Origin of the sequence: Mesorhizobium sp. J18, assembly GCF_007829525.1 — a bacterium.
GTDB lineage: Bacteria > Pseudomonadota > Alphaproteobacteria > Rhizobiales > Rhizobiaceae > VLJP01.
The window spans coordinates 1-13,975 of sequence record NZ_VLJP01000001.1 but is presented as its reverse complement, the minus strand read 5'-3'; the positions used below and the strand labels follow the sequence as shown (position 1 = coordinate 13,975).

The 13,975-nt window shown below is 62.6% G+C and carries 13 protein-coding genes and 1 other RNA gene; 6 read left to right on the top strand and 8 right to left on the bottom strand.

The window, feature by feature from the left end; genetic code table 11:
- The coding region (rsmH, locus tag L598_RS00065; RefSeq protein ID WP_144859337.1) for a 16S rRNA (cytosine(1402)-N(4))-methyltransferase RsmH at positions 1-806 on the bottom strand (806 nt) is incomplete at its 3' end.
- Positions 803-1,270: a division/cell wall cluster transcriptional repressor MraZ gene (gene mraZ / locus L598_RS00060; RefSeq protein ID WP_144858819.1), complete on the bottom strand. Its 468-nt coding sequence runs from the start codon at positions 1,268-1,270 to the stop codon at positions 803-805. The genes mraZ and rsmH, both read right to left, overlap by 4 nt.
- Positions 1,271-1,658: 388 nt before the next feature.
- Between mraZ and L598_RS00055 the strand changes: the two genes are divergently transcribed.
- Both L598_RS00055 and rnpB read left to right on the top strand, forming a co-directional pair.
- On the top strand, positions 1,659-2,774 hold the full coding sequence (locus L598_RS00055) for a cystathionine gamma-lyase (RefSeq protein WP_144858817.1): 1,116 nt from the start codon (positions 1,659-1,661) through the stop codon (positions 2,772-2,774).
- Positions 2,775-2,840: 66 nt separating this feature from the next.
- Positions 2,841-3,226: RNase P RNA component class A (rnpB, locus tag L598_RS00050), an RNA gene on the top strand.
- Between the two features lie 27 nt (positions 3,227-3,253).
- Here the strand turns inward: rnpB and L598_RS00045 are convergent.
- Positions 3,254-3,694 (bottom strand): transglycosylase SLT domain-containing protein, encoded by a 441-nt coding sequence (locus tag L598_RS00045; RefSeq protein ID WP_348642726.1) that lies wholly within the window; start codon positions 3,692-3,694, stop codon positions 3,254-3,256.
- Positions 3,695-3,710: 16 nt separating this feature from the next.
- On the opposite strand from L598_RS00045, the gene L598_RS21685 reads away from it, so the two are divergent.
- The gene (locus tag L598_RS21685; RefSeq protein WP_246658578.1) at positions 3,711-4,037 is read left to right on the top strand and encodes a hypothetical protein; all 327 of its coding nucleotides are present in this window, start codon (positions 3,711-3,713) and stop codon (positions 4,035-4,037) included.
- Between the two features lie 52 nt (positions 4,038-4,089).
- On the opposite strand, the gene L598_RS00040 is transcribed toward L598_RS21685, so the two are convergent.
- The 4 genes from L598_RS00040 to L598_RS00025 all read right to left on the bottom strand — a co-directional run bounded on the left by L598_RS00040 (position 4,090) and on the right by L598_RS00025 (position 6,587).
- Positions 4,090-4,863, bottom strand: a complete 774-nt coding sequence (locus tag L598_RS00040) for an N-acetylmuramoyl-L-alanine amidase (RefSeq protein WP_144858813.1) — start codon at positions 4,861-4,863, stop codon at positions 4,090-4,092.
- The gene (locus tag L598_RS00035; protein ID WP_144858811.1) at positions 4,860-5,570 is read right to left on the bottom strand and encodes a DnaJ family molecular chaperone; all 711 of its coding nucleotides are present in this window, start codon (positions 5,568-5,570) and stop codon (positions 4,860-4,862) included. The genes L598_RS00040 and L598_RS00035 overlap by 4 nt, the downstream gene beginning before the upstream one ends.
- A gap of 134 nt (positions 5,571-5,704) precedes the next feature.
- Positions 5,705-5,923 carry a hypothetical protein gene (locus L598_RS00030; RefSeq protein WP_144858809.1) on the bottom strand — a complete coding sequence of 73 codons (219 nt, stop codon included), beginning with the start codon at positions 5,921-5,923 and terminating at the stop codon, positions 5,705-5,707.
- 145 nt (positions 5,924-6,068) lie between these two features.
- Positions 6,069-6,587 carry a winged helix DNA-binding protein gene (locus tag L598_RS00025; protein ID WP_144858807.1) on the bottom strand — a complete coding sequence of 173 codons (519 nt, stop codon included), beginning with the start codon at positions 6,585-6,587 and terminating at the stop codon, positions 6,069-6,071.
- Positions 6,588-6,781: 194 nt separating this feature from the next.
- On the opposite strand from L598_RS00025, the gene L598_RS00020 reads away from it, so the two are divergent.
- From L598_RS00020 to L598_RS00010, 3 genes are all read left to right on the top strand, one after another.
- Positions 6,782-10,489 carry a hydantoinase B/oxoprolinase family protein gene (locus L598_RS00020; RefSeq protein WP_144858805.1) on the top strand — a complete coding sequence of 1,236 codons (3,708 nt, stop codon included), beginning with the start codon at positions 6,782-6,784 and terminating at the stop codon, positions 10,487-10,489.
- A gap of 87 nt (positions 10,490-10,576) precedes the next feature.
- Positions 10,577-11,833 carry a DUF3419 family protein gene (locus L598_RS00015; RefSeq protein ID WP_144858803.1) on the top strand — a complete coding sequence of 419 codons (1,257 nt, stop codon included), beginning with the start codon at positions 10,577-10,579 and terminating at the stop codon, positions 11,831-11,833.
- Positions 11,833-12,585, top strand: coding sequence for a class I SAM-dependent methyltransferase (locus L598_RS00010; protein WP_144858801.1), 753 nt, complete (start codon positions 11,833-11,835; stop codon positions 12,583-12,585). Before L598_RS00015 ends, L598_RS00010 begins: the two co-directional genes overlap by 1 nt.
- Here the strand turns inward: L598_RS00010 and L598_RS00005 are convergent.
- Entirely contained in the window at positions 12,479-13,906 is a 1,428-nt protein-coding gene (locus L598_RS00005; protein WP_144858799.1) for a serine hydrolase, read from the bottom strand. The genes L598_RS00010 and L598_RS00005 overlap by 107 nt on opposite strands.
- Positions 13,907-13,975 lie beyond the last annotated feature (69 nt).

Below are 13,975 nucleotides of genomic sequence, written 5' to 3'. Positions count from 1 at the left end.
GAGCCGCCGGACAGACCGGAGCGCGCCGAGAGGAAGCGCTTGACGATGCGGTCTTCCAGGGAATGGAAGGTCACGACCGCAAGACGGCCGCCGGGCTTGAGCACCCGTTCGGCGGCGAACAGCGCGCGCGCCAGTTCGCCCAGTTCGTCATTGACGAAGATGCGCAGACCTTGGAAGACCCGTGTCGCAGGATGGATCTTGTCGCGCGGATTGCGGCCGACAAGCCTCTCGATGGCATTGGCGAGATCCAGCGTCGTCTCGAAGGGCTTTTCCTTCCGCCGCTTCTCGATCATGCGGGCGATGCGTCCCGCATGCTTCTCCTCGCCGAGAATGCCGAAGATGCGCGCCAGGTCGCCTGCCTGGAAACGGTTGACCACATCCGCCGCACTCATCCCCTCCTTTGCCATGCGCATGTCCAGAGGGCCTTCCTGACGGAAGGAGAAGCCGCGCTCCGCCTCGTCGAGCTGCATGGAGGAAACGCCGATATCGAGCACGACGGCATCGACCGGCTCTCCCGCGACGATGTCCAGTTCGGAGAACTGGCCATGCACGAGCCGCAATTTTCCGGCCCAGCGGGCTTCCAGCGACCGGCCGGCAGCGACCGCCTCGGGATCGCGATCGATGGCGATGACCGAAGCGCCGCGCTCCAGAAGCGCAGCCGTATAGCCACCGGCCCCGAATGTGCCGTCAATGACGGTCTTGCCCTCGACTGCGCCAAGCGCAGCAAGGACCTCATCGAGAAGAACCGGAATGTGGCGGGCCGGTCCGCCACCGGCAGGGCTTACGCCGCCGGGGCCCGCCATCATTCCATGTTTCCGGCAGATCGGCCCGCCGCAGCCGTCTGCCGAAGCTTCGAGAGCCGCGCCCGGACTTCGGCGCCATAGGCACGCAGCCGCTCCGGCTCCCATATCTGGAAGAAATGCCCGCGACCGACAAAGGCGACTTCCGAGGTGATGCCCGTATGCTCGCGGATGAAATCGGTCACCGTGATGCGTCCGTCCTGATCGAGCTTGAGGAATGTCCCGTCCCCATGGACGAAGAACGACATGTCGTCCGCCGTCTGGAGAAACGGGTCCTCCGCCGCGATCCGCTGCTCGTACCGATCCAGAAGGTCCGGCCCGCCGACATCCATCGCCGGTACGTCCAGCGCGCGCAGCCCGTAAAGCTCCGAAAACCCTTTTTTGCTCAAGACCGTGCGGAAATAAGCCGGCACGGAGACCCGTCCCTTGGAGTCGATCCTGTTCACTGCATTCGACAGAAATCGGTCCATTATGCCTTACAGCCGCTTCCGCCGCCGTGCCCCTCAACATTGATCCCTCCGCACCCCCGCGCGGCCCCTCAATACCCGATCACAGATCCCGCCAGGCGCAGACATCCCCGCTCCGTCCGGGCGGCTGCCCAGCGGCTGAATCGACATCCGACTCCGAACTGAAACGAGAACTTGATTTGTTTTATGGGATATCATGGGCTGATATGGGCGTCAACGGGAACAGGCAACACAAAGCGGGAATCCGGCAGAAAAACGCCGGCGAACGTCCCGACCCGCGTTTATCGTCCATTAAGCCTAACGAAGCGTTAGTAACGCTCTCTTGCCCTTGCAGGCGGAGCGCGTGCCGGATTAGCTGCGTCCGATCAGTTCCGATCCGGAAAGAGAAGAAATGTCTGACAACATGGCTGCTCGCGCGGCACATCTGGCTCACCTGCGGCGCGCGGAACTCGAAAAAGGCGATCCTGTCGCCCTGCCCCTCACTCTGGCGTCGATGTATCACTTGCCAGGAGAGCCGGCCGGCTTCAACCAGTATGGCCGCTTCGCCAATCCGACCTGGGAAGCCGTGGAAAAGCTGCTGGCGTATCTGGAGGATGCGGATGCGGTCGCCTTCCCTTCCGGCATGGGAGCCATCTCGGCGGTTTTCTATGCTCTCCTAAAGACCGGTGACCGCATTCTGCTGCCGTCCGACGGCTATTACACGACGCGCGTGCTGGCCGAACGTTTTCTCGCACCGATGGGTGTCACATTCGACATCCGCCCGACGGGATCATTTCCCGAAGGCGGTTTTGACGGCTATCACCTCGTCTTCGTGGAAACGCCCGCCAATCCTGGCCTCGACCTGTGCGACCTTACGGCGGTCTGCAGCCAGGCGCATGCCGCCGGTGCCATTGTCGTCGCCGACAACACAACCATGACGCCTTTCGGTCAGCGCCCGCTGGACCGCGGCGCGGACCTCGTTGTGGCCGCCGACACCAAGGCGCCGAACGGCCATTCCGATACGCTGTTTGGCCATGTCGCCACGCGTGATCCGGAGCTTTCGGCGGCCATCAGGGATTGGAGGAAGATTGCCGGCGCCATCCCCGGCCCGTTCGAGGCATGGCTGGTCCATCGCGGCCTCGAAACGCTGGAGGTGCGCTTCGACCGCATGTGTGCGTCGGCGGAAATGCTGGCGCCTCGCCTTGCCGCGCATCCGGCCGTGCAGGCGGTACGCTACCCCGGTCTGGAAAGCGACCCCTCGCACAACCTCGCTCGCGCTCAGATGGAGCGCTTCGGCTCGCTGATCGGGTTGACGCTCGCCTCCGAGGCCAAGGCTGAAGCCTTCATAAACGGCTGCGCTCTCATCCAGCCTGCCACTTCATTCGGCGGCCTTCACACATCGGCGGAACGCCGCGCCCGGTGGGGCGATGCGGTCGCGCCAGGTTTCGTGCGATTGTCGATCGGTTGCGAGCCCACGGAAGAGCTGTGGCGTGAAATCAAGGCTTCACTTGATAAGCTGGCCGGCTGATTGCGTCACATATGAGCAGTCTTGGCTCTTGCGTTTTGGCGCCTGAATCCCTTTATACACGCGGTGCCAGCCGGCCGGGCGGCCGCGCGAGCGATAGCCGAAAGGCTGCTCGCGAGGAAAGTCCGGGCTCCACGGAACACGGTGCCGGATAACGTCCGGCGGGGGCAACCCCAGGGAAAGTGCCACAGAAAGCAAACCGCCCGCTGTCATGTGGGCAAGGGTGAAAGGGTGGGGTAAGAGCCCACCGCGCGACTGGCAACAGGAGCGGCATGGTAAACCCCACCGGGAGCAAGACCGAATAGGAACGGCGCCAAAGGCAGTCTCCGGCCTGGCCGTTCGGGTAGGTTGCTCGAGACCGATGGCAACATCGGTCCCAGAGGAATGGTCGCCGCGTCATGACGCCTTCCGGCGTCAGGGCCATACAGAACCCGGCTTACAGGCCGGCTGGCATTCTTTGAACCCGACCGGCCACGCAGCACTTACACGCCGGCGAGATGTTTCTTCACCTTGGCGCAATAAGCGGCGGAAATCGGATTCATCCGTTTGGCGGCATGGCCGGCATTGTATTTGAGGATCGTGCCGCAGGTCGAACCGTCCCCCAGTTCCTGCGCCATTCCAAGATATTTCATGCCGTATTTTATGTTGATCTCGGGCGCATAGAGACCCTTGATCGAGCCGGAATAGCCAAGCATGCGCGCCGTCGATGGCTTTATCTGCATGAGGCCGATTTCGCCCGCCCTGCCTCGCGCATTGACGCGATAATTGCTTTCGATGCGGATCACGGCGTGGGCGAGAGCGGCTGAAACCCCGTATTCGGCCGCATAACGCGCGATGATGGAGCCATATTCGCCCCCTATGGCGACCTGCGCTGCCTTTTCGCCGGCGCTGGTCTTCACCGACGAAGTGACGGTGCGGTCCATTTTATCGGATTTCGTCTTGCGGGCTGCCGCCAAAGCCCATTTTTCGCCCCCGGATTGCGATCTTTGCTGCGCCGCCTTTTCTGCTGGAGAAACAGCGGTTTTTGGTGTTTCTTTGGATTGCGCCGAAACAGTCATCGCCCCGACGGTGAATGCCACCGCCAAAATAACCCTAATATTCATTTTCACCCGTTTTTATTGGAACCGCTCAAAGCGGTTTGTTGTTATTTTTTCCGGCTTTTGTGGAAGAATCACCGGCGTTCGATGGACGGGCAATCGCAATCGAACTTGCGGCAATGAAGGCGCGGGAAGTAAAATTACGTATCAATATGAAATTTTATTCTAAGTTACCTTGGGTAAACTGGAATCTGCCGCCATCTCCTTACCCAGGGTAAGAACTAGGGTCTCGAACCCAGACCGTCCGGAAGGGCGGCAAGCAGGCGGCGCAGCGTTTCAATAGTGGCGGCATCGGCGATGCCATTGATGCAAGCCGGGCGAAAATGGCGCTGAAACGCTTCCACCACGATCCTCGTGGAACCGTCATAGGTTCCGCTTATCTCGACGCCGTATCCGTAAAGAGCGAGCATGGATTGCAGCTCCTCGACCTCCCGGCCGGCCATCCCTTCGGCAAGTTCGGGCCCGTCGATGTTTTCCGCAGGAGCGACAAAATGGCCCACCCCGGAAACCGCCAGCACGGCCCACGGAAACTTCTCCCCCGGATCGATCTTGCGCCCGGGAGCGACATCGGAATGGGCAAGGACGCGTTCCGGTGCGATCGAATGCCTGACGCAGATGTCCCGGCACAGCGCGATCACGGCGGCAATCTGCGACTCGGGAAAGTCCGGATAGCCCAGGAAATGGCCGGGATTGACGATCTCGATACCTATGGAGAAGGAATTGACATCGGAAAGCCCGCCCCAGGAGCCCTGCCCCGCATGCCATGCGCGGTCGGATTCGCGCACCATCTGCACGATGCGGCCATCCTCATGGACAAGATAATGCGCCGAAACCTCGCTCTGCGGATCGCACAGCCAGGATTCGGCGCCAGCACCCGTCTTCATGCCGGTGTAGTGGAGGACCAGCGCATCGGGCACCATACCGTCACGGCGGGGCCCGAAATTCGGCGACACCCGCACATCCGCCCCGACATGATCTGGCGCAAAGCCGCTCATGCGCGCCGCCGGATGCGCTCGATCTGCTCGTAGGCGGTATTGATCGCGGCGATGCGGCTGTTTGCGATGGTGACGAATTCTTCGGGAACGCCGCGCGCGATCAGCCTGTCGGGATGATTTTCCGCCACGAGACGGTGGTAGCGTCGCCGGATCTCGTCGAAGCCGGCCGTTCTTTCGACGCCCAGCACAATATAGGGGTCGGTTTCCCCCAGAATCGCGTGGCGCGAAAGGATCTGCTCGAAATGCTGGCCGTCGATCGCGAAAATCTCGGCGACGCGCCTGAGGAAAGTGACTTCGCGCTCATGCACCAGACCATCGGCCTTGGCGATATGGAAAAGTCCGTCGAGGATATCCTCCAGCATGGCGCAATTTGGCCGTCCGGAGCCACAAAGATCGGCCATCCGCTCCGCATAGGATTCGAAGCCGGCCACATCCTGCTTGGCCAGATTGTAAAGCCGCGCCACGTTGCGGCTTTCGCTTTGCGGAATGGCGAAGATTTCGGTGAAGGCCCTAACCTCGTCGGCCGTCACGATGCCGTCCGCTTTTGCCATTTTCGCGGACAAGGCGATCATGGCGATCGAGAACGCCACGCGGCGGCGTAGTTCGGGATTGCCGCGGAACGCCGTTCGCAAAGCATCGACCATGCTCGAAAGAGCCTGTCCCGGCGCGCGGGATACGAATTCACCGATGCGGACCCAGATCGACATCCCGTTTTTCTTAAAGTGAATCGACCCGTATGGCGAGTGCCTGGATTGCGGCATAAACCCGCGACAGGCCCAGCCCTCAACAAAGAAAAGGCCGGACAATGCCGGCCTTCTCTCTGGAATTGCTGTGCTGCGGATTACTGAGCACCCGTACCTGTGTCGGTACCCATGCCGCCGCTGTCCATTCCGGTACCGGTGTCGTCGCTAGGGGCGGCTTCCGGGGCAGGAGCCGGCGCCGGCGTGGTCTGGTCGGCTTCAGGGGCGACACTCTGAGTGGTCGTGTCGTCGGTGTCGCTGCAGGCTGCGAGGCCCATCAGAGCCAGACCCGTAACAGAGGCTACCAAGAGCTTTTTCATCACTTTCTCTCCTTTTCTAACGTCAACTTGCGCGTCCCGGAGGCTCCGGGTTGCCGGAAGTTCGAAGGAGAAATGCAGCGCCTATAGGACTAGTTTCATAACATTGGATGACAAAATGTCATATTTTGCCAACTCGCACGATCTCTCAGAGACTTGTGGCGCTGCGTGCCGCCTGGTCATACTGACCCGAAATGATGCGCATGGTCGCCGCGATTTCGCTCAACGCGGCCTCGTCCAGCCTCAGGCGTTTGACGCTTTCGATCAGCAGAGCCTCGCGAACCTCGTGGTAGCGGCGGCAGGCTTCCATGCCCTTTTCGGTCGCCTTGGCCGTTTTTTCCTTGCCCCGCCTGGCTGTGGTCACGAGGCCAAGCGCCGCCAGTTTCTTCAGAGCGTAGGAGACGACATGGACGTCCTCGATGTTGAACATCATGCACAGTTCCGAAAGCGTCTTCTCCCGGTTGCGGTGGTTGACCGCATGCAGGATATGGACCGCCGTCGGCTGCAGGCCGGGTATGCCTGCGGCTGCCATGCAGCGCACCATCCAGCGCTCGAAGGAATGATGCATCACCGTCATCGCATATTCGATCTCGGAAAGTGCCGGCATGGCTCCGGCCGCCAGATGGGCCGCCGAAACCACGGGTTCGAATTTCCTGCCCTCGCTCATTTTTCACCCGAAAGCCGGAACGGCGGCAGCAATGCTGTTCCCGAAAAATCCGGCATGGTCTCATCTCCTCCGCAGGCGGCGATCATTGCCGCCGGCGGAATGGTCCCTGTACCATGATAATTTGTCAATAAGTTATTGACGTTTTATCTTGACCGTGTTTTCCCTCGTTCGCATCCATAAGGAGGGCTGAACCGATGGCTGCGGGAAAATGGGATTTCTGGATCGATCGCGGCGGCACCTTCACCGATGTCATCGGCCGCGATCCCGATGGCGCCCTGCACGCGCGCAAGGTGCTTTCGGAAAACCCCGAAGCCTATAGCGACGCCGGCATCCACGGCATTCGCGAACTCCTTGGCCTCAAGCCCGGCGAGCCGATCCCGCCGGCAAAGGTCGGCGAGGTCAAGATGGGCACGACTGTCGCCACCAATGCTCTGCTGGAGCGCAAGGGGGACCGCGTTCTGCTCCTGATCACCAAAGGTTTCCGCGATGCCTTGCGCATCGCCTATCAGGCAAGGCCGGACATCTTCGCCAAAGAGATCATCCTCCCCGAACAGCTTTACGAGCGCGTGATCGAGGTTGACGAGCGCGTCCGCGTCAACGGCGAAGTGGAGGCTGCGCTCGACCTCGACGCTATCCGTCCGCTGATCGAGCAAGCCAAGGCCGACGGCATCGACGCCATCGCCATCACCTTCATGCATTCGTGGAAATTCCCCGAGCATGAGAAGCAGGCGGCAAGGCTCTGCCGCGACATGGGCTTTTCGCAGGTTTCCGTCAGCCACGAGGTCTCGCCGCTGATCAAGATCGTCGGCCGCGGCGATACGACGGTGGTCGACGCCTATCTGTCCCCGATCCTGGCCCGCTACGTGCAGCGGGTTGCGGGAGAATTGGGAGTCGTTCCCGCCGAAGGCGGAGCGCGCGACCGCGCGCCGGGCGACGTTTCGCCCGCCCCGGCGGAGGCCAGTGAGCGAAGCGAGCGCCCGGCCGTGAGCCCAAGATTGATGTTCATGATGTCCTCCGGCGGACTGACCGCCGCTGACATGTTCCAGGGCAAGGATGCGATCCTGTCGGGGCCGGCCGGCGGCGTTGTCGGCATGGTCGAGACCGCCCGGCTCGCCGGGTTCGACAAGGTCATCGGCTTCGACATGGGCGGCACGTCGACCGACGTTACGCATTTCGACGGCGAATATGAGCGTGCGTTCGACACGGAAGTGGCCGGCGTGCGCATTCGCGCGCCGATGATGCGTATCCACACGGTTGCCGCAGGCGGCGGCTCGATCCTCCACTACGAGGACGGCCGCTTCAAGGTCGGGCCGGATTCGGCCGGCGCCAATCCCGGCCCCGCCTGCTACCGGCGCGGCGGGCCGCTGGCCGTCACCGACGCCAATCTCATGCTCGGCAAGCTGCAGGCGGATTTCTTCCCCTCGATCTTCGGACCGAACCAGGACCAGCCGCTCGATACCGAGACTGTCCGTGATCGGTTCCGGGCTCTGGCCGACAGGACCGGCGGCGGCCGCAGCCCGGAGGAAGTGGCCGAAGGCTTCATCACCATCGCCGTCGAGAACATGGCGAACGCCATCAAGAAGATATCCGTGCAGCGCGGCTATGACGTCACCCGCTACCTGCTCAATTGCTTCGGCGGGGCCGGCGGACAGCATGCCTGCCTCGTGGCCGACGCGCTGGGAATGGAATCGGTCCTCATCCACCCCATGTCAGGTCTGCTTTCGGCCTATGGCATCGGTCTGGCCGCCGTTTTCGCCTCGCGTCAGCAGGCGCTGCTGAAGCCGCTCGACGAGAATTCGCTGTTGGCGATTCAGGAGCAGGTCGCCGGTCTCAAGGCCGATGTCGCGAAGGAACTGGCCGATCAGGGCATCGCCGAAGATCAGATCGGTTGGAGCACCAAGCTCCAGATCCGCTATGACGGCACCGACACTACCCTGCCCGTCTCCTTCAACGGCACCTCGATCGACAAGGCGCGCAAGGAATTCGAGGCCGCCCACAAGGCGCAGTTCGGTTTCGTATATGACGACAAGCCCATGGTGGTCGAGGCGGTCAGCGTCGAAGGCACGGACATGCGGGAGACCGGTCCGGCGGAGCCCGAACTTGCCCTGTCCGACGAGGCTGTCGAGCCAGCCGACACGCGCCCGCTTTTCAGCGAAGGCAAATGGCACGACGCCCCCATCTTCCTGCGCGCCGCGCTGCATCCCGGTGCGAAGGTGAAAGGCCCCGCCCTTGTCATCGAGGACAACCAGACCATCGTCGTCGAGCCAGGCTGGCAGGTGGAAGTCACGGCGCTGAACCACGTTCTCATGCGCCGCGTGGAGAAGAAGCCGCGCCAGGCCGCGATCGGCACGGAGGCCGATCCGGTCATGCTGGAAGTCTTCAACAACCTCTTCATGTCCATTGCCGAGCAGATGGGCGTGACGTTGCAGAACACCGCCTATTCGGTCAACATCAAAGAACGGCTGGATTTCTCCTGCGCCGTCTTCGACCGCAACGGCGCGCTCGTCGCCAATGCACCGCATATGCCGGTGCATCTCGGCTCGATGGACCGTTCGGTCGAGACGATCATCCGCCTCAACGAGGGGGACATTCATCCCGGCGACGTCTTCGCGCTGAACGCTCCCTATAACGGTGGAACGCATCTGCCGGACATCACCGTGGTGACGCCGGTCTTCGATGATGCCGGCAAGGAGATACTCTTCTATTCTGCCTCGCGCGGCCACCATGCCGATGTCGGCGGGACCGCACCCGGCTCCATGACGCCGCTTGCCACGACGGTGGACGAGGAAGGCGTGCTGTTCGACAATTTCCGTCTTGTCAGCCAAGGTCGCTTCCGCGAGAAGGAACTGCACGATCTCCTGACGAACCATCCCTACCCTGCCCGCAATCCGCATCAGAACATCGCCGACCTGAAGGCGCAGATCGCCGCAAATGAGAAGGGCGTCGCGGAACTTAGGAAAATGGTCGCCAATTTCGGCCTCGACGTGGTCGAAGCCTATATGGGCCATGTGCAGGACAACGCTGCCGAGGCAGTGCGGCGGGTCCTCGAACGTCTTCCCGATACTTCCGAATACGAATATCCGACAGATACCGGCCAGGTCATCAAGGTGAAGATCACCGTCGATCGCCACAAGCGCGAGGCGACGGTCGATTTCACCGGCACGTCGCCGGTCATGAACAACAATTTCAACGCCCCGGAGCCGGTCGCGCGGGCGGCGGTGCTTTATGCCTTCCGGGTTATGGTGGAAGGCGCGATCCCGATGAATGCCGGCTGCCTCAGGCCGATCAACATCATCATCCCCGAAGGCTGCATGTTGCGGCCAGCATACCCCGCTGCGGTGGTCGCCGGCAATGTCGAGACCTCGCAGCATGTCACCAACGCACTGTTCGGAGCTATGGGCGCGCTGGCCAACAGCCAGGGTACGATGAACAATCTGACCTTCGGCAACGATACCTACCAGTATTACGAGACGATCTGCTCCGGCTCGCCCGCCGGTCGCATGAATGACGGGCGCGGCTTCAATGGCACCTCGGGCGTGCACACCCACATGACCAATTCGCGCCTGACCGATCCGGAGATCCTGGAACTGCGCTTTCCCGTGCTGCTGGAAGATTTCCATATTCGCGAGGGCTCCGGCGGTAAGGGCAAATGGAAGGCCGGCGACGGCACCCGCCGCACCATACGTTTCCTCGAGACCATGGAATGCGCGATCCTGTCCTCCCACCGCGCCCTGCCGCCACGCGGCATCGAGGGCGGCGGTGACGGCAAGGAAGGCCGGACCGAGGTACGCCGCAAGGACGGCACGATCGAAACCCTGAAAGGATGCGACCAGACGGTTGTTGAAGCTGGCGAAGCGGTCATCGTCACGACCCCGACCGCTGGCGGCTTTGGAAAGGCCTGAGGGCAGTCACACAGCGTCATATAGCCGTCAAGCAGGTGTCATGCAGCCGCGTTAGCTCCGTTGGCAATATCAACGGGATTCGCGGCCATGACCGACCTTTCCGCCGATTTCGAGATCTCGTCACGCCGGCGCATCGGCAGCGCCGTCTATCAAAATCGCGCCGTCTCGCGGGCTGGCATTGCGGAACGCCTATTCGCCCTGCTCTTTTCCGGTCTCGTCTATCCGCAGATCTGGGAAGACCCCGAGGTGGACATAGAGGCGATGGCACTCGGCGAAGGCCACCGCGTAGTGACCATCGCTTCGGGCGGCTGCAATGTTCTCGCCTATCTGACGCGCTCACCGGCCCGTATCGACGCCGTCGATCTCAATGCCGCCCATGTCGCTCTCAACCGCTTGAAGCTTGCCGCCTTCCGGTCCCTGCCCAGCCATGGCGATTTCCTGCGTTTCTTCGGCGAGGCGGGAAACAGCCACAACAGGCAAGCCTATCGCCGTTTCATCGCGCCGGCCTTGGACGCCCGCACGCGGCGTTATTGGGAAAACCGCGACTGGCTTGGACGCCAGCGGATCACCGCCTTCGAACGCAATTTCTACCATACGGGGCTGCTCGGCCTCTTCATCGGCGCCGGACATCTGCTCGCCCGCCTTCACGGCACCGACCCGGCCGACATGTTGCAGACGAGGACGTTGCGCGAGCAAAGGCGCTTCTTCGAGGAGCGGCTGGCGCCGATCTTCGACAAGCCGCTGCTGCGCTGGCTTACGGCGCGCAAGAGCTCCCTTTTCGGCCTGGGCATTCCGCCGGCGCAATATGACTCTCTGGTCACGGCCGGCGATGGCACCATGGCCGACGTGCTCGCCGCACGGCTCGAGAAACTCGCCYGCCATTTTCCGCTGAGGGACAATTACTTCGCCTGGCAGGCTTTCGCCCGCCGTTACCCGAAACCCGGCGAGGCGAAGCTGCCGGCCTATCTCGAAAAAGACAATTACGAGACGATCCGCGCCAATGTGGACAGGGTCGTCGTCCATCATGCGAATATGGTGGAGCTCCTGCGCCGCAAGCGGCGCGGGGAAGTCGACCGCTATGTGCTGCTCGACGCCCAGGACTGGATGAACGACCGCCAGCTCAACGAATTGTGGGGCGAAATCACCCGTACCGCGGCACCCGGCGCGCGCGTCATCTTCCGCACCGCGGCGGCGCCAAGCATTCTTTCCGGCCGCCTTTCGCCGGCCTTGGCCGACAGATGGATTTATGCGCAGGAACAGTCGCTGCACTTTGCGGCCCGCGACCGCTCCGCTATCTATGGCGGCTTCCATCTCTATGTGAAGAAGGACGAGGCTGCCGCCTGATGATCGCCGCCCCTGCCCCCGACAGCCATGCAAGGCTGATGGACGGCATCTATCGCCACCAGCGTCACATCTACGACGCGACGCGCAAATTCTATCTGCTCGGCCGCGACCGGCTCATCAAGCGTCTCGACGTGCCCGAGGGTGGCAGCGTTCTCGAACTCGGCTGCGGCACGGGCCGCAACCTGATGGTCGCCGCGCGGGCCTATCCATCCGCGCGCTTCTACGGCCTCGATATTTCCGACGAGATGCTGACGACCGCGCGGCTGAAGATCCGGCGCGAGCACAGCGATGATGTCATCGCAGTGGCGCAGGGCGACGCAACCGCTTTCGATCCCCTGGCACTGTTCGGCCGCGCGAGCTTCGAGCGCGTCTATCTCTCCTATGCCCTGTCGATGATCCCGCAATGGGAAAAGGCCATCGCCATGGCGCTGTCGGTGGTCGCTCCCGGCGGCAGCCTGCATATGGTGGATTTCGGCCGCCAGGAGGATCTGCCCGGCTGGTTCCGGGCAGGTTTGCGCGGCTGGCTCGACCGGTTTCACGTCACGCCGCGCGATTCATTGCGCGACGCAGCGGAATCGGAATGCGAGAGATTGAACGCAAGCTGCGAATTTGAAACGCTTTTCCGCGGTTACGCCATTCACGCCGTCATTCGGCTGCCCGCATCTGCCGAGCCGAGGCCCCGGAAGCCGCGACGGCCTTCGAAACAGCCTCGACAAGCGCCTGCGGCTTATATGCCAGCTTCGTCGGACTGAGGCCGAGCCGCACCACCACCAGGTCTTGCGAAGGAATGACGGTGATCGTCTGGCCGTCATGGCCGATCATCCAGTAAGCGTCTTCGGGCAGATCGAAACCGGCATCGGCGGGCTGGTTCGCCGGCGTCGTCACGCGCGGCCCATGCAGCCAGACATGGCGTCCATACTCCCCATCGGAAGCCGGATAGGGCGTGCGCATCCAGTCGACATAGCCTTCCGGCAATATCCGCCGGCCGTTCCATTCGCCGTCCTGAAGCAGGAACTGGCCGAAGCGCGCCCAGTCGCGCGCCGTTGCATACAGATAGGAGGAGCCCCCGAACGTGCCGCGTGCATCTGTTTCCAGTATCGCGCTGTGCATGCCGAGCGGCTCGAACAATGCCTTGCGCGGCCAGGCCAGCGCTTCCGCCTCGTCGCCGACGGCATTCTGCCAGATGCGCGACAGCATGACAGTCGTTCCGCTTGAGTAGCTGAAGGTCCGGCCGATTTCGCCGGCAAGCGGCTTGTCGGCCGCGAATGCGGCCATGTCCGGCTCGAGATAGAGCATCCGCGTCACGTCGGTGACATCGCCATAATCCTCGTTGAAAGCGAGGCCGCTCGACATGGCCAGCATGTCGGCAAGGCTGATCCCGCGCCGCTCGTCATTTTCCCATTGCGGGAACAGGCCCTTCCCGTCGCGCGATAGCCGCCCATCCTTGATCACCGTGCCGATGATCGCGGCTGTGACGGTTTTGGTCATCGACCAGCCGAGAAGCGGCGTCTGGGCCGAAAAGCCGTCGCCATAGCGTTCGCCGATGATGCGCCCGCGATGCACCACCACGATGGCCCGCATGCCGGGACCGCTCAGGGCCGGACTGTCAAGTATCCCGGCTATGGCGACATCCGGGGCATCCACGGCATTTCCCTGCGGCCATGGCGCATCGCTTCTTGCGGGCCCTTCAGCCTGTGCAACAGCGCCTTCGAGGCCCCGCGCGGCCTCCAGATCGCCGTCCGCAACCGTGGCACAGCCGGTGCCTTCGCGATAGAGGGCAAGGCCCTTTCCGAACAGGCCGAAAAGGCCCGCCTTCACGGTTCCCGCCCCGCGATCCACATTGGCCCTCATCAGGCGCAGGAGAGGATGTCCCGGCGCCTGTACGTCGAGCGCCAGCACCTCCCCGGGATCGCGATTTGCCAGGAAGACGTTGGAGCAGACGATCTTGGCCGAATAGCCGGAGCCGACCCGGATCAGCGCAGGCGGCGCGACATATAGCCAGACGCCCGCCGCGATCACCGCGGCCAAAACCAGCGCCACCGCCCATTTCAGCATCCTGCCAAGCCGCGTCATGAGCCCTCCGAACCCGGTCATCGTATAGTGGGCAGATATCGCCTTTTCGACATGCTGTCGAACATCGGG